The 24,732-nt window shown below is 68.0% G+C and carries 25 protein-coding genes and 1 tRNA gene; 15 read left to right on the forward strand and 11 right to left on the reverse strand.

Features of this window, described 5'->3' with window-relative positions; all coding sequences use genetic code 11:
• Positions 1-24 precede the first annotated feature (24 nt).
• From AC1HFW_RS16905 to AC1HFW_RS16930, 6 genes are all read left to right on the forward strand, one after another.
• Entirely contained in the window at positions 25-780 is a 756-nt protein-coding gene (locus AC1HFW_RS16905) for an ABC transporter ATP-binding protein (protein ID WP_479284517.1), read from the forward strand.
• Entirely contained in the window at positions 773-1,492 is a 720-nt protein-coding gene (locus tag AC1HFW_RS16910; protein WP_006392893.1) for an ABC transporter ATP-binding protein, read from the forward strand. Before AC1HFW_RS16905 ends, AC1HFW_RS16910 begins: the two co-directional genes overlap by 8 nt.
• A gap of 87 nt (positions 1,493-1,579) precedes the next feature.
• A complete protein-coding gene (locus AC1HFW_RS16915; RefSeq protein WP_479284519.1) occupies positions 1,580-2,785 on the forward strand; it encodes an ABC transporter substrate-binding protein in 1,206 nt (401 codons plus the stop codon).
• A gap of 112 nt (positions 2,786-2,897) precedes the next feature.
• Entirely contained in the window at positions 2,898-3,800 is a 903-nt protein-coding gene (locus AC1HFW_RS16920) for a branched-chain amino acid ABC transporter permease (protein WP_006392891.1), read from the forward strand.
• Between the two features lies 1 nt (position 3,801).
• Complete coding sequence (locus tag AC1HFW_RS16925) at positions 3,802-4,767, forward strand: branched-chain amino acid ABC transporter permease (RefSeq protein ID WP_479284521.1); 966 nt, start codon at positions 3,802-3,804, stop codon at positions 4,765-4,767.
• Positions 4,767-5,417, forward strand: a complete 651-nt coding sequence (locus tag AC1HFW_RS16930) for a GntR family transcriptional regulator (RefSeq protein ID WP_006392889.1) — start codon at positions 4,767-4,769, stop codon at positions 5,415-5,417. The genes AC1HFW_RS16925 and AC1HFW_RS16930 overlap by 1 nt, the downstream gene beginning before the upstream one ends.
• Here the strand turns inward: AC1HFW_RS16930 and AC1HFW_RS16935 are convergent.
• Positions 5,392-5,877, reverse strand: coding sequence for a multidrug/biocide efflux PACE transporter (locus AC1HFW_RS16935; RefSeq protein ID WP_006392888.1), 486 nt, complete (start codon positions 5,875-5,877; stop codon positions 5,392-5,394). The two genes, AC1HFW_RS16930 and AC1HFW_RS16935, sit on opposite strands and share 26 nt — an antisense overlap.
• 110 nt (positions 5,878-5,987) lie before the next feature.
• Here AC1HFW_RS16935 and AC1HFW_RS16940 point away from each other — a divergent pair, with 110 nt between their 5' ends.
• On the forward strand, positions 5,988-6,851 hold the full coding sequence (locus AC1HFW_RS16940) for a LysR family transcriptional regulator (RefSeq protein WP_006392887.1): 864 nt from the start codon (positions 5,988-5,990) through the stop codon (positions 6,849-6,851).
• Between the two features lie 62 nt (positions 6,852-6,913).
• Here AC1HFW_RS16940 and AC1HFW_RS16945 read toward each other — a convergent pair whose 3' ends face one another.
• Positions 6,914-7,732, reverse strand: coding sequence for a ChbG/HpnK family deacetylase (locus AC1HFW_RS16945; RefSeq protein WP_479284523.1), 819 nt, complete (start codon positions 7,730-7,732; stop codon positions 6,914-6,916).
• A 36-nt stretch (positions 7,733-7,768) separates the two neighbouring features.
• Here AC1HFW_RS16945 and AC1HFW_RS16950 point away from each other — a divergent pair, with 36 nt between their 5' ends.
• Positions 7,769-8,164: a GtrA family protein gene (locus AC1HFW_RS16950; protein WP_479284525.1), complete on the forward strand. Its 396-nt coding sequence runs from the start codon at positions 7,769-7,771 to the stop codon at positions 8,162-8,164.
• On the opposite strand, the gene AC1HFW_RS16955 is transcribed toward AC1HFW_RS16950, so the two are convergent.
• Positions 8,121-9,710, reverse strand: a complete 1,590-nt coding sequence (locus tag AC1HFW_RS16955; RefSeq protein ID WP_479284527.1) for an ArnT family glycosyltransferase — start codon at positions 9,708-9,710, stop codon at positions 8,121-8,123. The genes AC1HFW_RS16950 and AC1HFW_RS16955 overlap by 44 nt on opposite strands.
• Positions 9,710-10,762 (reverse strand): glycosyltransferase family 2 protein, encoded by a 1,053-nt coding sequence (locus AC1HFW_RS16960; protein ID WP_241074270.1) that lies wholly within the window; start codon positions 10,760-10,762, stop codon positions 9,710-9,712. The genes AC1HFW_RS16955 and AC1HFW_RS16960 overlap by 1 nt, the downstream gene beginning before the upstream one ends.
• Positions 10,763-11,018: 256 nt before the next feature.
• Here AC1HFW_RS16960 and AC1HFW_RS16965 point away from each other — a divergent pair, with 256 nt between their 5' ends.
• The 5 genes from AC1HFW_RS16965 to AC1HFW_RS16985 all read left to right on the forward strand — a co-directional run bounded on the left by AC1HFW_RS16965 (position 11,019) and on the right by AC1HFW_RS16985 (position 15,154).
• A complete protein-coding gene (locus AC1HFW_RS16965; protein ID WP_479286517.1) occupies positions 11,019-11,516 on the forward strand; it encodes a GNAT family N-acetyltransferase in 498 nt (165 codons plus the stop codon).
• 157 nt (positions 11,517-11,673) lie between these two features.
• Positions 11,674-12,882 carry a sodium/glutamate symporter gene (gene gltS / locus AC1HFW_RS16970; protein ID WP_006392881.1) on the forward strand — a complete coding sequence of 403 codons (1,209 nt, stop codon included), beginning with the start codon at positions 11,674-11,676 and terminating at the stop codon, positions 12,880-12,882.
• Positions 12,879-14,381: a TAXI family TRAP transporter solute-binding subunit gene (locus AC1HFW_RS16975; RefSeq protein WP_479284530.1), complete on the forward strand. Its 1,503-nt coding sequence runs from the start codon at positions 12,879-12,881 to the stop codon at positions 14,379-14,381. Before gltS ends, AC1HFW_RS16975 begins: the two co-directional genes overlap by 4 nt.
• A gap of 42 nt (positions 14,382-14,423) precedes the next feature.
• Entirely contained in the window at positions 14,424-14,687 is a 264-nt protein-coding gene (locus AC1HFW_RS16980; RefSeq protein WP_006392879.1) for a ribbon-helix-helix protein, CopG family, read from the forward strand.
• A complete protein-coding gene (locus tag AC1HFW_RS16985; protein ID WP_006392878.1) occupies positions 14,687-15,154 on the forward strand; it encodes a YaiI/YqxD family protein in 468 nt (155 codons plus the stop codon). The genes AC1HFW_RS16980 and AC1HFW_RS16985 overlap by 1 nt, the downstream gene beginning before the upstream one ends.
• Positions 15,155-15,185: 31 nt before the next feature.
• Here the strand turns inward: AC1HFW_RS16985 and AC1HFW_RS16990 are convergent, their stop codons facing one another.
• The 7 genes from AC1HFW_RS16990 to AC1HFW_RS17020 all read right to left on the reverse strand — a co-directional run bounded on the left by AC1HFW_RS16990 (position 15,186) and on the right by AC1HFW_RS17020 (position 22,455).
• Positions 15,186-15,353 (reverse strand): hypothetical protein, encoded by a 168-nt coding sequence (locus tag AC1HFW_RS16990; protein WP_006392877.1) that lies wholly within the window; start codon positions 15,351-15,353, stop codon positions 15,186-15,188.
• A 465-nt stretch (positions 15,354-15,818) separates the two neighbouring features.
• Positions 15,819-15,893 (reverse strand) — tRNA-Val (locus AC1HFW_RS16995).
• 60 nt (positions 15,894-15,953) lie between these two features.
• Positions 15,954-16,676, reverse strand: a complete 723-nt coding sequence (dnaQ, locus tag AC1HFW_RS17000) for a DNA polymerase III subunit epsilon (protein ID WP_006392876.1) — start codon at positions 16,674-16,676, stop codon at positions 15,954-15,956.
• A 4-nt stretch (positions 16,677-16,680) separates the two neighbouring features.
• A complete protein-coding gene (locus tag AC1HFW_RS17005) occupies positions 16,681-19,797 on the reverse strand; it encodes an efflux RND transporter permease subunit (protein ID WP_479284535.1) in 3,117 nt (1,038 codons plus the stop codon).
• A 30-nt stretch (positions 19,798-19,827) separates the two neighbouring features.
• A complete protein-coding gene (locus tag AC1HFW_RS17010; RefSeq protein ID WP_241074273.1) occupies positions 19,828-20,913 on the reverse strand; it encodes an efflux RND transporter periplasmic adaptor subunit in 1,086 nt (361 codons plus the stop codon).
• Positions 20,914-21,164: 251 nt separating this feature from the next.
• Positions 21,165-21,626 carry a ribonuclease HI gene (rnhA, locus tag AC1HFW_RS17015; RefSeq protein WP_061072457.1) on the reverse strand — a complete coding sequence of 154 codons (462 nt, stop codon included), beginning with the start codon at positions 21,624-21,626 and terminating at the stop codon, positions 21,165-21,167.
• 49 nt (positions 21,627-21,675) lie between these two features.
• Complete coding sequence (locus AC1HFW_RS17020) at positions 21,676-22,455, reverse strand: class I SAM-dependent methyltransferase (RefSeq protein ID WP_054476586.1); 780 nt, start codon at positions 22,453-22,455, stop codon at positions 21,676-21,678.
• A gap of 21 nt (positions 22,456-22,476) precedes the next feature.
• Between AC1HFW_RS17020 and gloB the strand changes: the two genes are divergently transcribed.
• Both gloB and AC1HFW_RS17030 read left to right on the forward strand, forming a co-directional pair.
• Positions 22,477-23,298 (forward strand): hydroxyacylglutathione hydrolase, encoded by an 822-nt coding sequence (gloB, locus tag AC1HFW_RS17025; protein WP_479284540.1) that lies wholly within the window; start codon positions 22,477-22,479, stop codon positions 23,296-23,298.
• Between the two features lie 7 nt (positions 23,299-23,305).
• A complete protein-coding gene (locus AC1HFW_RS17030; protein ID WP_006392869.1) occupies positions 23,306-24,724 on the forward strand; it encodes a transglycosylase SLT domain-containing protein in 1,419 nt (472 codons plus the stop codon).
• Positions 24,725-24,732 lie beyond the last annotated feature (8 nt).

The raw sequence follows: 24,732 nt of genomic DNA on the forward strand, positions 1-24,732 counted from the left end.
CCTCCCGCCAGCCTCTCGGACACCATGCACAGCGACATCATCCTTCAGACCCGCGGCCTCACCAAGGAATTCCGCGGCTTCGTGGCGGTCAACGACGTCAACCTGAGCGTCAGGCGCGGCGCGATCCATGCGCTGATCGGTCCCAACGGGGCCGGCAAGACCACGGTCTTCAACCTGCTCACCAAGTTCCACATCCCGACCCGCGGCGAGATCGTCTACGAGGGCGTCGACATCACCGGCGAACGGCCGGCGCAGACGGCGCGGCGCGGCATCGTGCGCTCGTTCCAGATCTCGGCGGTGTTCCCGCAACTGTCGGTGCGCGAGAACGTGCGCGTGGCCTTGCAGCGCAAGCTGGGCGTGGACTATTGCTTCTGGCGTTCCGAACGCTCGCTGGAGCGGCTGCATGCGCGCGTAGAGGAACTGCTCGACCAGGTCGGCCTGCGCGCGCAACTGGACGTGGCCGCCGGCGACCTGCCCTACGGCCGCAAGCGCACGCTGGAGATCGCCACCACGCTGGCGCTGGAACCCGAGCTGTTGCTGCTGGACGAACCGACCCAGGGCATGGGCCACGAGGACGTGGACCGCGTCAAGCACCTGATCAAGCAGGTCTCGGCCGGCCGCAGCATCCTGATGGTGGAACACAACATGAAGGTGGTGGCCGACATCTGCGACCGCATCACCGTCCTGCAGCGCGGCGAGATCCTGGCCGAAGGCCCGTACGCAGAGGTGTCCGCGAACCCCGCGGTGCGCGAAGCGTACATGGGAGCGGACGATGAATGACAAGACCACCGCGCGCGCCATGCTGGAGATCCGCGATTTGCATGCCTGGTACGGCGAATCGCACATCCTGCACGGCATCGACCTGGACGTGAAGGCCGGCGAGTGCATCACGCTGCTGGGCCGCAACGGCGCCGGCCGCAGTTCGACCCTGAAGTCGGTGCTCGGCCTGGTGGGCCGGCGCAGCGGCTCCATCAAGGTGGAAGGCCAGGAAACCATCGGCCTGCCGCCGCACAAGATCGCGCGCCGGGGCATCGGCTATTGCCCCGAAGAGCGCGGCATCTACGCCTCGCTGACCGCCGAGGAAAACCTCATGCTGCTGCCCACGGTGGGGCCGGACGGCATGTCGGTGGACGAGATCTACACGATGTTCCCCAACCTGAAGGAACGCGCCCACAGCCCCGGCACCCGGCTGTCGGGCGGCGAGCAGCAGATGCTGGCGATGGCGCGCATCCTGCGCACCGGCGCCCGCCTGCTGCTGCTCGATGAAATCACCGAAGGCCTGGCGCCGGTCATCGTGCAGGCGCTGGGCCGGGTGATCCGGCAATTGCAGGAGCGCGGCTACACCACCGTGCTGGTCGAGCAGAACTTCCGCTTCGCCCGGCACCTGGCCGACCGCCATTACGTCATCGAGCATGGCCAGGTGGCCGCCGTGATCGAGCGGGCCGAAGTCGAGCGGTCGCAGGACCGCCTCAACGCCCTGCTCGGCATCTGAGGGCCGTCGCGGGCAGTTCCCCGTCGTTGCAGTTTCCCGTGGTGCTTCCGACCGCAGTCCCCCCATTCCCATACGGAGCGTAGTCAGATGAAATTGAATCGAATCGCAGCGGCGCTGTGCGCCATTGGCCTGGCGGGCGTCGCCCATGCCGAGGCCGGCATCAGCGACGGCATCGTCAAGGTCGGCGTGCTGACCGACCTGTCAGGCGTCTATTCCGACCTGGCCGGCAACGGCTCGGTGATCGCGGCGCGCATGGCGGCCGAGGAAATGGGCAACAAGGTGCTGGGCAAGCCGGTCGAAGTGGTGGCCGCCGACCACCAGAACAAGCCCGACGTCGCCGCCAACCTGGCGCGCGAATGGTTCGACCAGGGCAAGGTCGACATGATCACCGACTTCCCCACCGCGTCGACCGCGCTGGCCGTGATGGAGATCGCGCGCCAGAAGAACCGCGTGACCATGCCGTCCGCCGGCCTGTCGACGGCGATCCTGGGCGAGAAGTGCTCGCCGCTGAACGCGCAGTGGACCACCAACACCTACGCGCTGGCGGCCGGCACGGCGCGCGCGCTGGTCAAGGAAGGCAAGAAGACCTGGTACTTCATCACCGCCGACTACACCTTCGGCCACTCGCTGGAAAAGGACGCCACCGAAGTCATCCAGGAGAACGGCGGCAGCGTCGTCGGCGTCTCGCGCCACCCCTTCCCCGGCAACGATTTCTCGTCGTTCCTGCTGAAGGCGCAAGCCTCCAAGGCCGACGTGATCGCCCTGGCCAACGCCGGCAACGACACCGTCAACGCGGTCAAGCAGGCCAATGAATTCGGCATCACCAAGAAGCAGATCGTGGCGCCGCTGCTGACCTACATCTCGGACGTGCACAGCATGGGCCTGGCCAAGGCGCATGGCATGTACCTGACCGAGGCGTTCTACTGGGACTACGACGACGCCTCGCGCGCCTGGGCCAGGAAGTTCTTCGAGAAAGCCAAGAAGATGCCGACGGCGTCGCAGGCCGGCGTCTATTCGGCCACGCTGTCGTACCAGAAGGCGATCGAGGCGGCCGGCACCGACGAGGCGCCGGCGGTCATGGCCAAGCTGCGCGAGATGACCATCAACGACGCCGTGATCCGCAACGGCAAGCTGCGCGCCGATGGCGCGCTGGTGCACGACATGCTGCTGCTGCAGGTGAAGGCGCCGGCCGAATCCAAGGCGCCGTGGGACTACTACCACGTCAAGGCCGTGCTGAAGGGTGACGAGGTGTTCCCCAAGCCGCAGGCCGCCTGCCCGCTGAACAAGTCATGACGCCCGCCGGCGCCGGGCGGTCCGCGCCCGGCGCCGGTTCGATCCGCCCGCGGCGCGCGGCAACGCGCGCCTCCCGCAAACCGACGCGTCCCGTGTCCGCCCGCCGCCCACTATGTTCGACATCTCGCTTCCCGCCCTGCTGGCCCAACTGCTGGTCGGGCTGATCAACGGCTGCTTCTACGCCATTCTCAGCATGGGGCTGGCCATCATCTTCGGCCTGCTCAACATCGTCAATTTCACCCATGGCGCCCAGTTCATGATGGCGGCATTCCTGGCGTGGATCGGCTTCACCCAGCTGCCGCAGCTGCTGGGCCCGGGCGCGCAAATCAATTTCTGGGCGGCGCTGGTGCTGGCGCCGCTGCTGGTCGGCGCGGTCGGCGTGGTGATCGAGAAGACGCTGCTCAAGCGGCTCTACCACCTGGACCACCTGTACGGCCTGCTGCTGACCTTCGGCATCGCGCTGATGATGGAAGGCGGCTTTCGCTACTTCTACGGCATTTCCGGGGTGGGCTACGAGCCGCCCGAGATCCTGCAGGGCGGCTTCGACCTGGGCTTCATGTTCCTGCCGGCGTACCGCGCCTTCGTGGTGGTGGCGTCGCTGACGCTGTGCCTGCTGACCTGGTACCTGTTCGAGCGCACCCGCCTGGGCGCGCTGCTGCGCGCCGGCACCGAGAACGCCCGGCTGCTGCAGGCCTTCGGCGTCAATGTGCCGGTGATGATCACGCTGACCTACGGCTTCGGCGTGGCGCTGGCCGGCGTGGCCGGCGTGCTGGCCGCGCCCGTCATGCAGATCAATCCGCTGATGGGCTCCAACTTGCTCAACATCGTGTTCGCGGTGGTGGTGATCGGCGGCCTCGGCTCGATCATGGGCGCCATCGTCACCGGCCTGGCGCTGGGCCTGCTGGAAGGCCTGGCCAAGGTGTTCTATCCCGAGGCGTCCACCGTGGTCGTGTTCATCGTGATGGCGGTGGTGCTGCTGACGCGCCCCGCGGGCCTGTTCGGCAAGGAGAAATAAGGTGTCGCGCTTCCCTCTTTCCATCCGCATCCTGGCGCTGCTGCTGGTGCCGGCGCTGCTGGTTCCGTGGTTCCCGCAGGTGGTGTACCCGGTGTTCGTCATGAAGGTGCTGTGCTTCGCGCTGTTCGCGCTGGCGTTCAACCTGCTGACCGGCTTCACCGGCCTGGTGTCGTTCGGCCACGCCGCCTTCTTCGGCTGGGCCGGCTATGCCGCCGGCGAGATGATGATCCTGTACGGCGCCGCCGGCATGCCGCCGGAGCTGGCCATCCTGTGCGGCGTGGCCATGGCCGCCGCCATCGGCTACGCGATCGGCTGGCTGGCGATCCGCCGCACCGGCATCTATTTCGCCATGATCACGCTGGCCCTGTCGCAGGTGGCCTATTTCATGGCGGTGCAGGTCAGGTGGACGCGCGGCGAGGACGGCATGCAGGGCATTCCGCGCGGCAAGTTCCTGGGCCTGGTCGACCTGAGCGCCGACACCAACATGTATTACTTCACGCTGGGCGTGTTCGTGCTGGGGTTCCTGTTCGTCTACCGGGTCATCCATTCGCCCTTCGGACAGGTGCTCAAGACCATCCGCGACAACGCGCCGCGGGCGATTTCGCTGGGGTACGATACGGATCGGTGCAAGCTGCTGGCGTTCGTGCTGTCGGCCTCGGTGGCCGGCCTGGCCGGTTCGCTCAAGGCGCTGGTGCTGCAGCTGGTGGCGCTCAACGACGTGTCGCTGGCCACCTCCACCGAAGTGCTGCTGATGACGCTGCTGGGCGGTATCGGCACCGTGTGGGGCCCCGTGGTGGGCGCCACGCTGGTCGTCAGCCTGCAGAATTACCTGGCCACCCTGGGCGATGTCGTCACCATCGTCATCGGGTTGATTTTCGTGCTGTGCGTGTCGTTCTTCCGGCGCGGGTTCGTCGGCGAATGGCTGGCCTACACGCAGTGGCGCAAAACGAAGGAAGACAACCGTTGATGGCAGGAGCAGAACCCAAACGGCGCGCGGCCGACGTCGCCTATGACCAGATCGAAAGCATGATCGCCACCCTGCAATTGCAGCCGGGCAGCGCGGTGGTGGAAGCCGATCTGGTCGAAAAGACCGGCCTGGGCCGCACCCCGCTGCGCGAAGCCTTGCTGCGCATGGTGGCGGCCGGCCTGATCCGCCAGGAGCCGCGGCGCGGCCTGCGGGTGTCGATGATCCAGTTGGCCGACCACATGGACCTGATCCAGACCCGGCGGGCGCTGGAACAGCTGATCGCCGCCAGCGCCGCGCGCCGCGCCACGCCGGCGCAGCGCGCCCAGATCGTCGAGTGCGCCACGCAGATGGTGCGCGCGGCCGAGGGCGGCAACCTGGACGACTACATGCAGGCCGACCAGTTGCTCGACCACGTCTGCCACAGCGCCTGCCGCAACGTGTCGGCGGTGAACGCGGTGGAACCGCTGATCATCCAGTGCCGGCGCTTCTGGTACGCCTACCAGCACGAGGGCGACATCGCCGAGGGCGCGCGCCGCCACATGGCCATGGCCGCCGGCATCGCCACCGGCGACGAAGCCGCGGCCATCCAGGGCGCGGATTCGCTGATGGATTACCTGGAAATGTTCACGCGCAAGGTGATTGACGCGTAGCGGGAGCCGGCGCGGCGTCCTTGGCGCCGCGCGCCAGCCAGGCCATCACGCGCGGACGGGCGCGGTCGTACCCCAGGTTGTAGAAGAAGGCGTACGGCAGGTAGAACAGCACCAGCCCGATATCCAGCACAAAAGCCTGCCACAGGCTGATGCTGAGCCACCAGGCGGCCAGCGGGATCACGATGAGGATCAGCCCCAGCTCGAAGCCGAACGCGTGGATCACGCGCACGCGCAGGTTGCGGGTGATGCCCAGGCGGTTCTCGAGGCGGTCGAAGCCGGCGTTGTAGATCATGTTCCAGAGCAGCGCGATCCAGGCGATCACGGCGGTCAGCACGCCCATTTCGAACAGCGACTTGCCCATGGCCCAGGCGGCCACCGGCGCGCACAGGCCGATGGCGAGGATTTCGAACAGGAAAGCGTGGAAAAAACGCTCTTTGATGGATTTCTTGGCTTGCGTCATGACCCACTCCGAGGTCGGTTGCTTGAGTAACCCGACGATTTTCGACGATATTTCCGGTACCATAAAGATAATATCCATCGGAAAATCCGATAGCAAAGACGCTCGCCGCCATGCGCCATTCCCTCGAATCCCTGGCCACCTTCGCCCAGGTGGCCGCTGAAGGCACGTTCTCGGCCGCGGCCCGCAAGCTGGGCAAGAGCCAGTCCACCGTCAGCGAGACCATCGCCAATCTCGAGGTCGACCTGAACGTGACGCTGTTCGACCGCGGCCAGCGCCAGCCAGCGCTGACCGAGGCCGGCCAGGTGCTGCTGGGCCAGGCCTTGCAGGTGCTGGCGGCCAATGACCGCCTGAACCGCAGCGCCAGCCAGCTTTCGGCCGGACTGGAACCGCGCCTGACGGTGGTGCTGTCGGACACGTTTCAATCCGAAACCTTTGAGAACATGCTCAGCCAGATCGACCAGCGCTATCCGGCGCTGCGCTTCGAATGCCTGATCGCGGAATACGAGGACGTGGTGGCGCTGGTGCAGCAGGGCCGCGCCCACCTGGGGCTGATGGCGGCGCAGGAAAGCTATCCGCCCGACATGGCCCACGCGACGCTGCGCGAGGCCTCGGAGATCGTGCTGTGCGTGGGCCGCGGCCATCCGCTGGCGACGCTGTCCGGCGTCACGCAGGATCACCTGAAGACCGAACGCGAACTGCGCCTGAGCACCTACGAGCTGGACGACAAGGACCCGGCGCCGTCGCAGTCGACCTGGTCGGCGCCGGGCTACCTGATGCTGCTGGAAATGGCCATGCTGGGATTCGGCTGGACCGAGCTGCCGCGCTGGATGCTGCAACGCTTCGGCCGCGGACAACTGGTGGAACTGGCGGTGCCGGGCTGGCCGCGCCAGATCCGGGTGGACGCGGTGTGGTCGACCCGCCGACCGCTGGGGCCCGCCGGCGCCTGGCTGCTGCAGAGCCTGACGCGGGCTTGATGACTGGATGAATCAGGCGCCGGCCATGCAGCCCGACGCGCCTGGCAATCCTGGAAGAATGGCTAGCGCGCGCTGAGCGGCAGGCGCGAGATGCGCACGCCGTTGGCGGCCAGCCAGTCGCCCAGCTTGGGGCAGGCCAGCACGTCGAATTCGGCGCGGCGCTGACGCGCCATGGCGCTGTCGCCGCGGCTGTCCTTGGCCGGATGGCACATCAGCAGATCGCCATCACGGGCATTGAACAGCCAGTTCTGCAGCAGGTCGGCGTAGCGCCGCTTGCCGCCTTCGAAACCGTAGACGCCCAGCAGCCGGCGGTTGGTGCGCAGGCCTTCGTCGCGGGCCTGGCGGCTCAGCGCGGCCGCGCCCAGCGCGCCGATGACGCGAGCCTTGAAGGATTCCTTGAGCGGAATGCCGCACAGCAGGCCCGGCGCGGTCTGGCGCAGCCACGGCATGCGGGCGCCGTAGCGCTGCTTGAGCAGGCGCAGCAGGCGATCGCGGATGATCGGCAGCTGGTGCACGTGCTGGTGTCCGTCCACGTAATCGGGCGCGCGGCCGAAAGCGGCCTCGAACGCATCGAACTGGCGCGTCAGGTGCTGGTCGACCCAGTCCGCGTCCAGGCGCCCGGCATAGGCGCGCAGGATCAGGCGCGACAGCGACGGCAGGTCCGCGTCGGCGCCCGAGCCGAGCGGCTCGGTGAAGTTCACGTGCAGGCCGAGATCGGCATCCAGCGCCGCCAGGCGCGGGGCGTTGGCGACGAAGGTCGGTCCCAGCGACAGGCAGCTGACCGCGCTCAGCCGGCCCATGCCCGCCAGCACGATCATGCCTTCATCAATGTCGGCATTCATGCCAAAATCATCACCGCAGACCACAATGCGCTTGGTCAAGCTCTCACCCCGCCTTTTTTCCTCGACACGCCCCGCATGCGCGCCCTGCTTCAACAAGTCAGCCTGTTCATCGCCGTCGGATGCGCAGCGGCCGCCACCCACTGGGGCATCGCCGTCGCCAGCGTGGAAGCCTTCGGCGCCGCGCCACTCCTGGCCAACCTGATCGGCTGGCTGGTGGCGTTCATTGTGTCCTTCAGCGGGCATTACCGGCTCACGTTCAGGCATTCGACAACCCCCTGGACCATAGCAGTTCGCCGTTTCTTCTTCATTTCAGCCATCGGCTTCGTCATCAATGAATCGGCTTACGCCTGGTTGCTACGGGTAACCGCTGTTCGCTACGACATCCTGCTGGCGCTCATCCTGATCGGCCTGGCGGTCGCCACCTTCATCACGAGCCGGCTTTGGGCGTTCCGCCACAAACCCGCTGCTTGAAAGCCACGTCCGCTACCACCTTCCAGAGCAGGTATTTCACGCTGGTCGCGGTCGGCTCCCGGCCGGCCAGCGCCGCGTAGTTGCCGGCATCCGACGCCGTGCCCCAGACCCAGAAGCGCGCCCCGTCGGGCGCCGCGCACAGGCGGGCCTGGAATTCGGCGGCGCTGATCAGCACCTGCTTGCCGACCTGGGGCTCGAACTTGGCGGCGTCGTAGAGTTCCTTGCGCCAGTTGTCGCGCACCGGCACTTCCGGATTGAGCCAGTCATCCACCACCCAGATGGGGTTGGGGGCCTTGGCGTACAGCGCCAGATCGAACGGATAGGTATGCAGCGATACGAAGGTATCGCCGGGCTGCTGCAGCGAGCGGATCTGCGCGGCCAGCGGGCCGGCGCTACCGCGGGCGGAGTGGGCCGCGATGCCGATGGCCAGCACGCAGATGCCGGCGCCGACGGCGGCGCAGATGCGCACCAAGCGCGGCGTCAGGACATCGTTCTTCTGGCGGGCCGCGGCGACGACCACCTCCGCCAGCAGGAAGGCCAGCGGCGGCAGCGCCGGCAGCACGTAGCCGACCAGCTTGGAGTTGGGCAGCGAGAAGAAGCCCACCACCACCACGAACCAGACCAGCGCCAGGCGCCGCAGATCGCGCTGCGGGCCCTCGGCCCAGAACGCCTTGCGCAGGATGCCGCCGCCCCACAGGGACCACGGCAGGCTCAGTCCGACCACCACGGGCAGGTAGAACCAGAACGGCTGGGCGTTGTTGAAACCGGTGGCGGCGAAGCGCTGGAAATGCTGGTAGACGAAGAAGTAGTCGTAGAAGCCGGGGTAGCGGATCTGCATCAGCGCGAACCACGGCACCGCGACCACCGCGAACACCAGCAGCGCGGGCGGCCAGACCAGCGCGCCCAGGCCGCGCCAGCGGCGGCCCCAGACCAGCCAGACGAACAGGATGGCGCCCGGCAGCACCAGGCCGATCAGGCCCTTGGCCAGGACCGCCAGGCCGGCCAGCGCGGCAGCGGCCAGCGACATCCAGCGATAGGCCTCGCCGCGCTCGACGCGCAGCACGGTGTCGGCCGCGGCCAGCACGCACAGCGTAATCATGCCGGCGACCAGCATATCCAGGTTGGCGAACTGCGAACCGCCGTAGAAGAACGGCACGGTGGCCAGCACCAGCACGGTCAGCGTGGCGGTGGCGGCGTCGCGGTAGCGCCGCACGAAGGCGTACAACGCGGCGATCGCGGCCCACGAGGCCAGCAGCGACGGCAGGCGCGCGGCCCATGGGTGCACGCCGAACACGGTGAAGGACAGCTCGGTCAGCCAGTAGTACAGCGGCGGCTTGTGGAAATAAGGCATGCCGTCCAGCAGCGGCACCATGTGCGAACCGCTGCGCAGCATGTCCCAGGCGACGCCCGCGTAGCGGCCCTCGTCGGGCAGCGTCAGGGGCCGCACCCAGGCCAGGAAGGCCAGCCAGAAGCCGATCGCGAGCAGGAACCTGCCCGCCGGCGGGGTCCAATCGGAACGCGCCGGCTGTTGCATCGTGGCGGCCATCAGTGCGCGACCTTGCCGGGACGGGCAGCCTGCCCCTGGCGGCGGCGCACGACGAACAGCGGGCGCCCCTTGACCTCGTCGAAGATGCGGGCGACGTATTCGCCCACCACGCCCAGCGAGATCAGATTGACGCCGGCGAAGAACAGCACCGCCGTCACGATGGTGGTCCAGCCCGATACCGGGTTGCCGGACACGAGGAACTCGATCACCAGGTAGGCCGCGTAGGCCATCGCCAGCACGGCGAACAGCACGCCGACCAGGCTGACCAGGCGCAGCGGCCAGGTGGTGAAGGCGGTCAGGCCATCCAGCGCCAGCCGCGCCAGGCGCATGCCGCCGAAGCGGCTGTCGCCGTGCATGCGTTCGTCGGGGGTGTAGGGCAGCGCCTCGCCCTTGAAACCGACCCAGGCGTACAGGCCCTTCATGAAGCGGGTGCGCTCGGGCAGCGCGTTCAGCGCGTCCACCACGTTGCGGCTCATCAGGCGGAAGTCGCCGGCGTGGGCCGGTACATCGACGCCGCGGGCGCCGCTCAGCAGCTTGTAGAACCAGCGGGCGCCGGTGCGCTTGATCCAGGACTCGTCGCTGCGGGTTTCGCGCACGGCGTAGACCATTTCAGCACCGGCGGCCCAGCGGGCCAGCATCTGCTCGATCAGCGCGGGCGGATGCTGCATGTCGGCGTCCAGGCAGATCACGACGTCGCCGGTGGCGCTTTCGAGCCCGGCGCTGAGCGCGGCTTCCTTGCCGAAATTGCGCGACAGCTGCACGTAGCGGAAGCCATCGTACTGGGACCATTCGGCCATCAGCGCCTCGGTGCCGTCGGTGCTGCCGTCATCGGCGACGATGATCTCCCAGCCGGTGCACAACGCCGACAACCGGCTGCGCAGCAGCGGCAGCAGCACGCGCAGGTTCTCGCATTCGTTCAGGCACGGAATGACGCAGGTGACGCAGGCGTCGTAAGGCACGTTGGCGGCCGCCGTTCCCCAGATCGCTTCCACGGGAAACGCTTTGGTCAGGACTTGCTGCCCCTGGGACTCGGACCGGAATTGGATATGCATGGTGCTCTGAAATTGGAATGCGGGACGTTATGCCGGGCAGTATGCGCAAGCCATCGTCGAATTTTCATCAAATGCCCCGGCTATAGGACTGGTCGCATTCCGGGGATTCTAGGCAGCGCGGCCGCCAGAGATATAAAGTCGCGTGAACCTCTGTCCCCGATTTGTTAAGAGACGTGAAAGGGCATCCCCGCGGGCATCGGTAAAATGCGCGAAGTTCTTGTTTTCACAAGGTGTTATGCAATATCGAGTCCGCCCCATGCTGGCCGGCGACGTGGACGCCATCCTCGAAGTCCAGGCCGTCGCCTATCCGGGCTTCCTGCTGGAAAGCGCTGATTTCTTCCTCAACCGGCTGGCGCTGGCGCCGGCGCACTGCTGGGTGGCGCAGGCCGCCGCGCCCGGCGACGGGCTGCTGGGCTACCTGGTTTCGTACCCGTGGGACGCCGGCCTGCCGCCGACCCTGGACGCGCCGCTGACCACGCTGCCGGAGCCCGCCGACCACTGGTTCCTGCACGACTGCGCCGTGGCGCCCTCGGCCCAGGGCCTGGGCGTGGGCCAGGCCCTGCTGCGCACGGCGGCGGGCCACGCCACGCAGGCGGGCCTGCGACGCGCCAGCCTGGTGTCGCTGGGCTCGGCCGTGGGTTACTGGCTGCGCCACGGCTATGCGCCGGTAGCCGCCGGCGGCCGCGACTTGGCCGCCAAGCTCGAGGGCTACGGCCCGCAGGCCAGTTACATGGCGCGCGCCTTTCCGCTCTGACCTCCCGGGGGCCACGTGCCCCCGCCCCTTTCGTCCGTTGCCGCGCGTGCCGCGCCGCCGGCGCCCCGTTAAGATGGGACCGCAGTCCCTGAAAGACATGGCGGCAACGATTCCGACAGCCCGACTTCGCTGCGTCCCGCGGGGCGCGAAGGTTTCCATGATTTCACTCTCGCCCGTCCAATCCCTGCTGGCCTGCTGCCTGGTGCTGGCCATCGGCCGCGTCCTGACCACCCGCATCGGCGTACTGGCGCGCTACAGCATCCCCGACCCGATCGTCGGCGGCCTGCTGTTCGCGATCGGCGCCTACGCGCTGTCGACCTGGGGCGGCCATGCCGTATCCCTGGAGACCAGCATCAAGCCGACCCTGTTGCTGCTGTTCTTCGGCTGCATCGGCCTGACGGCGAACCTGAAACTGCTGGCCAAGGGCGGCCCGCGACTGATCGCCTTCCTCCTGGCGCTGATTCCGTTCCTGGTGCTGCAGAACGCCGTGGGGCTGGGCATGGCCTGGCTGCTGGACATGCATCCCCTGATGGGGCTGCTGGGCGGCACCATCACGCTGGTCGGCGGCCACGGCACGGGCGCGGCCTACGCCACCCGCTTCGCCGACGTCAACAACATCCAGGACGTGATGGCGCTGGCCATGACGGCGGCGACCATCGGCCTGGTGCTGGGCGGCGTGGTCGGCGGACCGGTCGCCGAATGGCTGATGCGCCGCCACAAGCTGGCCGGCAGCCTGGACCGCCAGTCGGCGGCGGGCCACGAGGCGCCCGATCTGGCGGCGGCGCAACCCCCATCCACGCCGGCCTCGTTCATCACCTCCATGACCGCCGCCTTCGTCTGCCTGGTGGCGGGCGGCTACCTCGCCACGCTGGTGGAAGGCGCGCCGGTGAGCCTGCCCAACTTCCTCTGGTGCCTGGCGACGGGGGTGCTGATCCGCAACGGCGGCGAGCACCTGGGCCTGAAGCTGGACGACCGCGCCACCGAGATCATCGGCACCATCACGCTGTCGCTGTTCCTGGCCATGACGATGATGACGCTGGACCTGACCAGCGTGGCTCGGCTGGCCGGGCCGCTGGCGCTGATCCTGGCGGTGCAGACGCTGTTCTGCGCGCTGTATTCGGCCTGGGTGGTGTTCCGGTTGCTCAAGAGCGACTACGAGGCCGCCATCATGTCGGCCGCCTTCTGCGGCTTCTCGCTGGGCGCCACGGCCACCGCCATCGCCAACATGCAGGCGCTGACGCGGCGCCACGGCCCGGCGCCGCAGGCCTTCATCGTGGTGCCGGTGACGGGCGCTTTCCTGGTCGACATCCTCAACGTGATCGTCCTGACCTCGTTGATCTCCCTGCCGTTCGTGGGAGGGATGTGATCATGCTGAAGCGATTCCTGCTGCTGGCCCTGTGCCTCCTGCTGGCCGCCTGCGGCCGCGCCCCCGACGCCGACGCGCTGCGCGCCGACGTCGAGCGCGGCCTGGCCGCCACCTATGGCGCGGACCTGTTCCGCATCGACCAGCTCCAGCGCATGGGGTCGGCCGCCGACAGCAGCGCGCCAGCCGGGGAAACCCGCCGCGTGGTCTATTACGACCTGCGGCTGGCGGTGACGCGCGATATCGCGCTGGGCGCCTGGGACCAGCCCGGCGCCGCCGCGCTGGTGACCCTGCTGGGCGCCGGCCCGCGCAGCATCAGCGGCGTGAAATCCAGCGGCAACCAGGCCGGCGACGAAATCGTCGCCCACGCCAGCGCCATCTACCGCAAGGACGGCGACGCCTGGACGCTGGTGACCCCGGCCGGCTTCAAGGCCGCCGAGGCGCCGTCGCTGGACACCGGCGCGCCCCCGCCCGTGACGCAACGGCTGCTCGACACGCTGGACCAGATCACCCATTCGGTCGCCTACAGCGCCTCCAGCACGGCGCAGCACGTGGTGCAGCAGGAGCTGGAACGCTCCGTCGCGCGCATCAACGGCCGGCTGGCGCGGATGCAGCAGGGCTATCCGCTGGCGGGCGGCCCGGATCGCGGGGAATACGTCACCTTCGCGCGCGCCCTGGGCGCCGTGGGCCAGGCCCGCCAGATCCGCGTCACGCCGCTGATCACCGGTGGCGGGGCCGAGAACATCGCCCTGCTGCGCAGCGGCGACGCGGTGGTCGGGCTGGCGCAGGCCGACACCGCCAAGCTGGCGTACGAAGGCCGTGGTCCGTTCGCGTCGCAGGGGCCGTTCGCCGGCCTGCGGGCGCTGGGCAGCCTCTATCCCGAAATGGTGCACATCGTCGTGCGCGACGACGCCAGGCTGCGCGGCGTGCGTGACCTGAAGGGCAAGAAGATCGCGCTCGGCGCGGAAGGCTCGGCGGTGCGCGCCACGCTGGAAACCGTGCTGGCGGCGCATGGCCTGCAGGCCGGACGCGACTACGAGGCGGTTCCCACCCCCTTTACCGCCTCGCTGCCGGCGTTGAACGCCGGCACGATCGACGCCGCCGCGCAGGTCATCGGCATTCCCGCCACGCCCTTGCGCGACGCGCTGACCCAGGCGCACCTGAAGCTGCTGCCGCTCGATCCGGCCGCGGTCAGGACGCTGGCCGCGCAGGACAACGCGCTGATGCCGCTGGGGATACCGGCGGGCACCTACCCGAACCAACCCGAACCGGTCGCCACCATCGGCACCGCGGCGCTGCTGCTGACCACCTCGGACCTGACCCGCGACGAAGCCCTGCAGGTGGTGCGGGCGGTCTACCAGACCGGACAGGACCTGCTGGCCGCGGGTTCGCCCCAGGGCGCCCAGGTCAACGTCGCCAATGCCCGGCGCGGACTGACCGTGCCGCTGCACGACGGCGCCGAGGAAGGACTGGCCGCGCTCGAGAATGCCAAACCGCGCTGACGGCGCTTGCGCTTATGATGGCGCTCCCAATCAGGAATCTTCATGAACAAATTCGATCTGCAAAAGAACCAGGCGCTGAAACTGGCCGGCCAACTCAAGCAAGCCGCCACGCCCGACCGCTTCGGCACCGCCTCCCAGGCCCCCGACCGCCGCGAACAGCGCAAGCTGGACCAGGCCGCCGGCCTGGTGCCGTTTCCCGTGAAGCTGTCGCAGGCCCAGGCGGACCAGTTGCGCGCCGCCGCCGCCGAACGCGGCGTGAGCACCAACGACATCGTCGCCGAGGCGCTGCAGAAGGCCCTGGGCTGATGCATATCTGGGTCGACGCGGACGCCTGCCCGGGCGTCATCAAGGACATCCTGTTCCGCGCCGCGCAGCGCTGGCAGGTGCCCCTGACGCTGGTGGCGAACCAGGCGCTGCACACGCCGCCGTCGCCGCTGATCCGCGCGGTGCAGGTGCCGCGCGGCTTCGACGTGGCCGACGCCCATATCGCCGAACGCGCGGTGGCGGGCGACCTGGTGATCACGGGCGACATCCCGCTGGCCGCGCAGGTGCTGGAAAAAGGCGCGATGGCGCTGAACCCGCGCGGCGAGCGCTATTCGCCGGAGACCATCCGCGAACGGCTGGCGGTGCGGGACATGATGGAGGAATTGCGGGCCAGCGGCGTGGACACGGGCGGACCGCCCTCGTTCAGCCAGGCCGACCGCAAGGCCTTCGCCAACCAGCTCGACACGCTGCTGGCGCGCGCGGCGCGGCTGGCCGCGCCCAAGGCCTGACCCCGCGCGGGCGGCCTGCGCCCGCGGGCCGTCAATAGAACGTGATGTACGCCTTGTAGATGATGGTGCCGATGGCGGTGATGAGGCCGATGCCCATCAATCCCATGCCGATGTTGCGATCCCGCAGTCCAAACCCGAGCAGCATGAGCGCGACGCCCGTGCAGATGATGATCAACATGGTGTTGGTGCTGGGGTGCATAGAGGTCTCCCGGTAAACGACGCGTTTCTCGTCTCAGCCTGTGTTTGCGTTGGCTTTTGCGTTGGCCTCTGCCGTTGCATCCACATCCGGTCGCCGCGACCCAGCCTTGCCGGCCAGGACTGCGACTTCAGCTTTCATCATAGACAACCCTGGGCACGATTGCGCGCAAGCCCGGCGCCGGCGCTTGCGGCATATCAAGGGCGGCGCGAATGGCCGCCCTACTGCTCCCATCCTACTGCCCACGCTCACTGCCCCCCCCACGCGACAAACCGTGCGCGGAAAACAAAAAAGCCAACCGCGGGCGGTTGGCTTCATTGCTTGAAAGGACTGGCAGTGCCGTTGGGTTGCCTGTTGGGGTTGCCTGTTGGGGTTGCCTATTGACGTCACCTTGTCAGGCTTACCTTTCACCCCGTCTCGAATCGCGATTGCCCGCTTTGCAGCCTGGCGATGCTCTTCGAGGGTCTTTGGTGGGTGGTACAAGTTTCGAACTTGTGACCCCTGCCGTGTGAAGGCAGTGCTCTACCACTGAGCTAACCACCCCGAAAGAGGCGAAATATTAGCACGCTTTTTTGGATGTGTGCAAGTCGCCTCGAAAAAACTTCAGCTGACCGCCGCCGGCGCGTCCATCTTGCGCCAGACGCACTCGCCGCCCACCGACTTGTCGAGCGCCGCCAGATAGGTTTCGTGCTCGGCCAGCTCGGCCTCGCTAGCCTTGACCACCGGCAGGCCCGAGGCGTCGAACTTCGCCAGCACCACGCCGCCGCCCGCGCCCGCGTCGTTGTCGTCGACGTCGATCAGCAGCGCGTCCTGGCCGCGGGTCATGGCCAGCCAGACTTCCGCCAGCAGCTGCGAGTCGAGCAATGCGCCGTGCAGCGTGCGGTGCGCATTGGAGATGCCGAAGCGGTCGCACAGCGCATCCAGCGAGTTGCGCTTGCCGGGGAACAGCGAGCGCGCGTGCAGCAGCGAGTCGGTGATCGTCTCGCAGTACTCGGTGATCGGGCCGCGGCCGGTCTTGGCCAGCTCGGCGTTGAAGAACTTGACGTCGAACGCGGCGTTGTGCGCGATCAGCTCGGCGCCCTGGACGAACTGGACGAATTCATCGACCACCTCGCCGAAGCGCGGCTTGTCGGACAGGAATTCGGTGGTCAGGCCGTGCACCGCCAGCGCCTCGGGGTCGCTGTCGCGGTCCGGGTTCAGGTAGATGTGCAGGTTCCTTCCGGTGGACATCCGGTTGACCAGTTCGACGCAACCGATTTCGACGATGCGGTGTCCCTGGGCGGGATCCAGCCCGGTGGTTTCAGTGTCAAAGATGATCTGGCGCATAAAGCTATTCCGACGCTTGGGCCGCGGACGCCGACGGCGCGTGCCCCTCCGGCGGTTCGGCCGAAGAGTGCGCTGCGCTGCCGGCCGGGCCGGGTTTCCTGCGTGCGGTGGCGATCAGGGTGTAGGCCACCGGCACGACGAACAAGGTCAATAGTGTACCCAGCATCAGCCCGCCCACCAGGACCCAGCCGATCTGCTGGCGCGATTCGGCGCCCGCGCCCGAGGACAGCGCCAGCGGCACGGTGCCCAGCACCATGGCGCCGGTGGTCATCAGGATCGGCCGCAGGCGCAGCACGCTGGCCTCGGTCACGGCCTCGAACAGGGCCTTGCCTTCGTCGCGCAGCTGGTTGGTGAATTCGACGATCAGGATGCCGTGCTTGGTGATCAGGCCGACCAGCGTGATCAGGCCGATCTGGCTGTAGATCGACAGCGTGCCGCCGGTCAGCCACAGCGCCAGCAGCGCGCCGGTCATGGACAGCGGCACCGACAGCATGATGATGAAGGGGTTGCGCCAGCTCTCGAACTGGGCGGCCAGCACCAGGTAGATGAAGGCCAGCGCCATGGCGAACACCAGGTAGATGCTGCCGGACGAGTCACGGAATTCGCGCGACTGGCCGTCCAGGTCGGTCACCACCGTGTTGGGCAGCACCTCGCGGGCGACCTGGTGCATGTGCGCCAGCACCTCGCCCAGCGCGTAGCCCGGCGCCACCGCGGCGTCGATCTTGACGGCGCGCAGGCGGTTGAAGTGGTTCAGCGACTGCGGCGACACGCCCTCGTGCACGGCCACCAGGTTGTCCAGCTGCACCATGCTGCCGTCGCGCGCCCGCACGTGGATGCCGGAGATGTCGGTGGGCGTGGCGCGGTCGCGCGGCGTGACCTGCACGATCACGTCGTACTGCTCGCCCTGGTCCTTGTAGCGGGTCACCTGGCGCCCGCCCAGCATCGATTCGAGGGTGCGGCCCACGGTGTCGACGCTGGTGCCGACGTCGGCCATCTTGTCGCGGTCCACCCGCACCCGCAGCTCGGGCGTGTTCAAACGCAGGTCGGTGTCCAGGTTGAGCAGGCCAGGATACTTGCGCAGCTCCGTCAGGAACACTTCAGTCAGGCGCGACAACTCCTCGTACGAGGCCTGGCTCATGATGATGAACTCGACCGGCTTGGAACGCGCCGACTGGCCCAGCGACGGCGGGTTGGTCGGGAACGCCCGCACCCCCGGCAGCGACGAGAACAGCGGCTGCAGTTCCTGCGTGATGGCCTGCTGGCGGCGGCCCCGCTCTTCCCAGGGCTTCAGGCGCAGGATCGCGGTGCCGTCGGTCACCGTGGGAAAGCCCACCGTGACCTGGCTGCCGCTGGCTTCCGGAATGGCGGCATAGAACTGCTCGATGCCGAGCATGCTGTCGAGCGTGTAGTTCAGCGTGGCGCCTTCCGGCGAGCTGACGATGCCGAACACCACGCCGCGATCCTCGATCGGCGCCAGTTCGCTCTTGACCACCTTGAACAGCACGCCGCTGCCGGCGGCCACCGCGATGCCGATCGCCACCACCACCCAGCGATGCCGCAGCGACAGTGCCAGGCTCCTGCGGTAGCCATTGCTCAGCGCGTTGAGCCAGCCTTCGATCAGGTTGTACCAGCGGCTGTGGCTGCTCTGGTGGCGCAGCAGCACCGAGCACATCATCGGCGTCAGGGTCAGCGCCACGAAGCCGGACACCAGCACCGCGCCGGCCAGCGCCAGCGCGAACTCGATGAACAGGCGTCCGGTGCGGCCGGTGGCGAACGCCAGCGGCGCATACACCGTCACCAGGGTCATGGTCATGGCCACCACGGCGAAGCCGATCTCGCGCGAGCCGCGCAGCGCCGCTTCCCTGCGCGGCATGCCGTCCTCGATGTGGCGGTAGATGTTCTCCAGCACCACGATGGCGTCGTCCACCACCAGGCCGATGGCCAGCACCATGGCCAGCAGCGTCAGCGTATTGATGGAAAAGCCGAAGAAATACATCAGCGCGCAGGCGCCCACCAGCGACACCGGGATGGTGACGATGGGAATGATGCTGGCGCGCAGGTTGCGCAGGAAGAAGAAGATCACCAGCACCACCAGGATGATGGCCTCGCCGATGGTGTGGAACACCGAGTCGATGGAACGCTCGATGAACACCGACGAGTCGTAGGCGATGGTCAGCTTCATGCCCGCGGGCAGGTTCTCGTTCAGCCGCGCCACTTCCTCGCGCGCGGCCTTGGACAGCTCCAGCGGGTTGGCGGTGGACTGGCGCGTCACGCCGATGTTGATGGCCGGCTTGCCATTGAAGCGCGACAGGATGCGGTCGTTGGCGGCGCCGATCTCGACCTTGGAGACGTCGCGCAGCCGCACCGGATAGCCCTTCACGTTGGCGACGATGACGTTCTCGAACTGCGCCGGCGTCTGCAGGTCGGTGGACGACACCACCGAGAATTCGCGCGCCCGCGACTCGATGCGGCCGGCCGGGATCTCCACGTTCTGGCTGCGCAGCGCCGATTCCACGTCCTGCACCGTCAGGCCGTAGGCGGCCAGCTTGTCGCGGTCCACGTAGATGCGCATGGACGGCAGGCGTTCGCCAAACACCCGCACCTCGGCCGCGCCGGGCAGCACCGACAGGCGCGTCTTGATGTAGCGGTTGATGTAGTCGGAGGTCTGGATCGCCGAGTACGAGCCGGACTCGACCGCGATGTAGATGATGGGCTGCGAATCGGCCTCGACCTTGCCGATGATGGGCTCGTCGATTTCGTCGGGCAGGAAGCGGCGCGCGCGCGAGACCTTGTCGCGCACCTCGGCCGCCGCGGCGTCCGGATTGCGCGACAGGTTGAACTTGATGTTGATCAGGCTGCGCTCGGAGCGGCTGCGCGAGGTCATCACGTCCACGCCCTCGATGCCGGCCAGCTGGTCTTCCAGCGGCTTGGTCACCTGCGACTCGATCACCTCGGGCGAGGCGCCCTTGTAGGTGGTGTCGACCGAGACGATGGGTTCGTCGATCTTGGGATATTCGCGCACCGTCAGGCGCGAATACGAGATCAGGCCGATCAGCACGATGACCAGCGACAGCACCGACGCAAACACCGGCCGCTTGATACAGGTTTCCGAGATACGCATGAGGGGCCGCCGTTCGCTGGAAAGATGGCGTCAGGCGCCGTTTTTGACGACCTGCACCGGGCCGCCGTCGGTGACGCGCTGCAGGCCCGACACCACCAGCTGGTCGCCGGCCGCCACGCCCGTCAGGATCTCGACCTTGCCCTCGCGGCGCTCGCCGATGGTGACTTCGCGGCGCTCGGCCACGCCGTCCTTGACGCGGTACACGTACTGCGTTTCGCCGGACGGCGACAGCGCGGCCTCGGGCGCGACCAGCGCCTTGTCCTGGTTGAACAGCAGTTGCACCCGGGCGAACATGCCGGGGCGCAGCAGCGAATCGGCGTTGGCCACGGTGGCGCGCAACAGGATGGAACGCCCGCCCGCGTCGACCAGCGGGCTGACGGCATACACCAGGCCCGGCCGTTCCTGGCCGGGCAAGGCGTCCAGCCGCAACGTCAGCTGCTGGCCCACGCCGACCTTGCTGAGATACATCTCGGGCACGCGGAAATCCACCTTGAGCGGGTCGATCGCTTCCAGCGGCGCCAGGTCCTGGCCCTGGTTCACGTAGTCGCCCACCGACACGCTGCGCAGGCCGGCGAAACCGGCGAACGGCGCGCTGATGGTCATCTTGTCCAGGCGCGCCTGGGCCAGCGCCACCGCGGCTTCCTGCACCTTGAGCGTGCTGGCCGACTCGTCGCGCGCCTGCTGGCTGACGAAGCCCTTGGCCTGCAGCGCCACGGCGCGGCGATAGTGGCTCTGCGCCAGCGCCAGGTTGGCGCGCGCCTGCGCCAGTTCGGCGCGCGGCACGGAATCATCCAGGCGGATCAGCGCCTGGCCGCGCTTGACCGGCTGGCCTTCCTTGAAATCGATCGACTGGATGCGGCCGGCCACTTCGGGCCGCAGCATCACGGCTTCGTCCGAGCGCAGGCTGCCCACGGCGGACAGGCCACGGGCGAACGGAATTTCCGCGACGGCGGAGACCTCGACCCGCACCGGGGCCGGCTTGGAGACGGGTTTGGCGGGCGCGGCGGCGGCCACCGGCGTGGCGGCCGGCGCGAGCCAGCGCGGCACGAATACGCCCAGAGCGGCCCCCGCGGCCACTCCTGCCGCGATGGCGGCCAGCAATGCAGCTTTTTTCATGCGAGTGTGGCGGTATCGCGGCGCGTGCCAGGCATCCCCCGCTGGGACGGCGCCGCAGGAACAGGATCAAGGGTTGGCACTTTAGCACCGGATTTACAACCTGGAACAATCCTGAAGCGCGCTGAAAGCACTAAACCGGCCGACCCAGGGTATTTCCCGATGCGGGCGGCCGCGGCCGCGCGTCCGCATCGGTGAAAACACGCATGCTTTCGCTGATGCCAGGCGGCGCCCGATGCCGCCCGGCGGGCCGTTCAGCCCCGGCGAACCGACTCGACGCCCTGGTTGGCGAGCTGGTCGGCGCGTTCGTTGCCGGGATCGCCGGCATGGCCGCGGACCCAGCGCCACGACACGGTGTGGCGGCGCACCTGGTCATCCAGCGCCTGCCACAGCTCGGCGTTCTTGACCGGCTTCTTGTCGGCCGTCATCCAGCCGCGCCGCTTCCAGTTGGCGAGCCATTCAGTCATACCTTTCATGACGTACTGGGAGTCGGTGTGGATGGTGACGGCGCACGGGCGCTTGAGCGCGCGCAGGCCCTCGATCACGGCCAGCAGTTCCATGCGGTTGTTGGTGGTCTGGGCCTCGCCGCCGTGCATGGTCTTTTCGTGCGCGCCGGCGCGCATCAACACGCCCCAACCGCCCGGACCGGGATTGCCCTTGCAGGCGCCGTCGGTCCACATTTCCACTTTCTGGTCGTTCGCGTTGTCGTCCTGCATGGTGCTGCTTGTATGTCCTTGTTCTTTCAATGTAAATGCGGCCCGCCGCTCAGGAGCGGTCGAAGCCGTCGTCCGCCTGGCGGTTGACCACCACCGAGGCCGCGCGGGCGCGCTTGGGCTTGGTCTTCCAGGCCGGGCCGATGATACGCATGCTGGCCACGCGCTTGACGGCCGACACCAGGTAGACCGCGCCGCCCAGGCTCCACCAGCGCGCGCCGGCCGACTCCAGGAAGCCCCAGCGCTGCAGCCATTTCTCGCTGCGGCAGGCCGGCGCGTAGCAGCCGAAATGGCTTTGCTCGACTTCCAGCGACAGCAGCTTGAACCAGTCTTTCAGGCGCGGCAGCGAGACCTGCGAGGCCGGCGGCTGCGGCAGCCAGGGCTCCATGCCCGGCATGCGGGTGCGCGCGCCCCACATGCTCCAGGGGTTGAAGCCGGAGATCACCACCCGCCCTTCCGGCACCAGCACGCGCTCGACCTCGCGCAGCACGTTGTGCGGTTCCTCGGCGCATTCGAAGGCATGCGGCAGGATCAGCAGGTCCACGCTCTGCGATTCGAACGGCAGGGCCTCGGGCTGGGCCAGCACCACCCGCGACTGCCAGCCGGCGATGCTCTCGGGCGATGGCGTCTCGGTGCCCACATAGCCCTTGAACGGCATGCGGTTGGCGCGCAGCAGGTTCAGGTCGGCCAGGCCGACCTGCCAGGCGTAATATCCGAAGACGTCCGCCACGGCCGCGTCGAACTGCGCGCGCTCCCAGGCCAGGGCGTATTGCCCTGGCGGGGTCTGGAACCATTCGGCCAGTTCTACAATCGGCGGAGTTTCTTCTGCCACGTTTTTATCCCTTCGAATCCCATGCAAGCCTTGACCGCCCCCGCAGGCGGCCGCGAGCGCAATGCCGCGGTCTTGCCCCTGCCCGCCTTCACCGACAACTATATCTGGGCCATCGTCCGCGACGGCCGGGCCGCCGTGGTCGACCCCGGCGAAGCCGGCCCGGTGCTGCAATGGCTGGCCCGCGAAGGCCTGGAGCTGCGCGCCATTCTACTCACGCACCACCACGGCGACCATGTGGGCGGCGTGCTTGAATTGTCCCGCATCGGCGACATCACGGTATATGGTCCCGCGCGCGAAAAGCTGCCGCGCTGCGACGTGCCGCTGGTCGAGGGCGACCGCGTGGTGCTGCCGGAGCTGGACCTGGACCTGACCGTCCTGGACGTGCCGGGACACACCGCGGGCCATATCGCGTACACCGGCCGGGCGGCGGGAAAACAGCCTGTGCTGTTCTGTGGAGACACCCTGTTTGCCGGGGGCTGTGGCCGGCTTTTCGAGGGCACTCCCGCGCAAATGTCTGATTCCTTGGAAAAATTTTCTGTTTTACCGCCGGATACACAGGTTTTTTGCGCACACGAGTACACTCTAGCGAACTTGCGCTGGGCCATGGCGGTCGAACCCGCCAACCGCACCCTGCAACAGTGGTATCAGCGGGCCCGGCAATTACGCGCAGAAGGTCTCCCCACGCTTCCGTCGACCATCGGTCAGGAACGCGCGACCAACCCGTTTTTGCGTACGCAGCAAGCTGACGTCGTCCGCGCCGCAGACAACTGGGCCGGCCACGACCACCCGACGCCGGTAGAGGTTTTTGCCTCCCTTCGTGAATGGAAGAACGATTTCAAGTGACCGCCCGATGAATCTATCCCGACTCCTTCTGCCGCTTCTGCTGGCAGTCCTCGCCGGTTGCGCAGGAACCAAATCCCACGACAGCAAGAACCTCACCACCAACTCCCAAGGGCGCTACATCGCCCGCGACACGTCCCGCACGGTCGACCTGACCAATCCGCCGGCCGACGCCTGGGACCGCATCCGCCGCGGCTTCGCCATCCCCAACCTGAACACCGACCTCTCGCAGCAGTGGACCGACTATTACGCGTCCCACCCCGAGGCGGTGCAGCGCATGGCCGAGCGCGCCGGCAAGTACCTGTATTTCATCGTCGACGAGATCAACCGCCGCGGCCTGCCGACCGAGCTGGCGCTGCTGCCGTTCGTTGAAAGCGCCTACAACCCCACCGCGCTGTCGCGCGCCCAGGCCTCGGGCCTGTGGCAGTTCGTGCCCGCCACCGGCCAGCACTTCAACCTGAAGCAGGACTGGTGGCGCGACGAGCGCCGCGACCCCATCGCCTCGACCAACGCGGCGCTGGACTACCTGGAAAAGCTGTTCGAGATGCAGGGCGACTGGTATCTGGCGCTGGCCTCGTACAACTGGGGCGAAGGCTCGGTGCAGCGCGCCATGGCCAAGAACGAGGCCGCCGGCCAGCCCACGGACTACCTGTCCCTGAACATGCCGGACGAGACCCGCAACTACGTTCCCAAGCTGCAGGCCATCAAGAACATCATCGCCGACCCGCAGCGCTACGCGGTGGCGCTGCCGCCGGTCGGCAACACGCCGTACTTCGTCACGGTGCAGAAGAACAGCGACATCGACCTGGAAATCGCCGCCAAGCTGGCCGAGATGCCGCTGGACGAATTCAAGGCCCTGAACCCGTCGTTCAACCGGCCCGTGATCCGCGGCGACCACGCCCCCACGCTGCTGCTGCCGGCCGACCGCGTCGAGATCTTCAACGCCAACCTGACCAACTACAAGGGCGACCTGAGCGCCTGGAAGGTCTACCATTCGCGCCGCGGCGAATCCTACGCCTCGATCGCCAAGCGTTTCGGCGTCACCGAGGCCAAGCTGCGCGAAACCAACGACATCGGCTCGCGCCAGAAGGTCGCTTCCGGCCAGTCGCTGCTGGTGCCGGGCGACCCGGGCGCCGGCGGCGTGCAGCTGGCCTCGCTGGCCGCGCCGGTCGGCGCGCTCGATTCGGCCCCCGCCAACACCAGCAAGGCGCCGGCGCCGCGCGGCAAGGCCGCGGCCCCCGCCGCGCGCGGCGCCGCCGCCCGTCCCAACGTGCGCACCCACAAGGTGCGCCAGGGCGACACGCTGTTCTCGCTGGCCAAGCAATACGGCACCTCGGTCGACGCGCTGCGCGCCCTGAACAACCTCAAGGGCAACGCGCTCAAGATCGGCGCCCAGCTGCGCGTGCCGGGCACCAACGCCCGCGGCTGATCCCCGCC

Source organism: Achromobacter sp. ISS7, assembly GCF_056523125.1.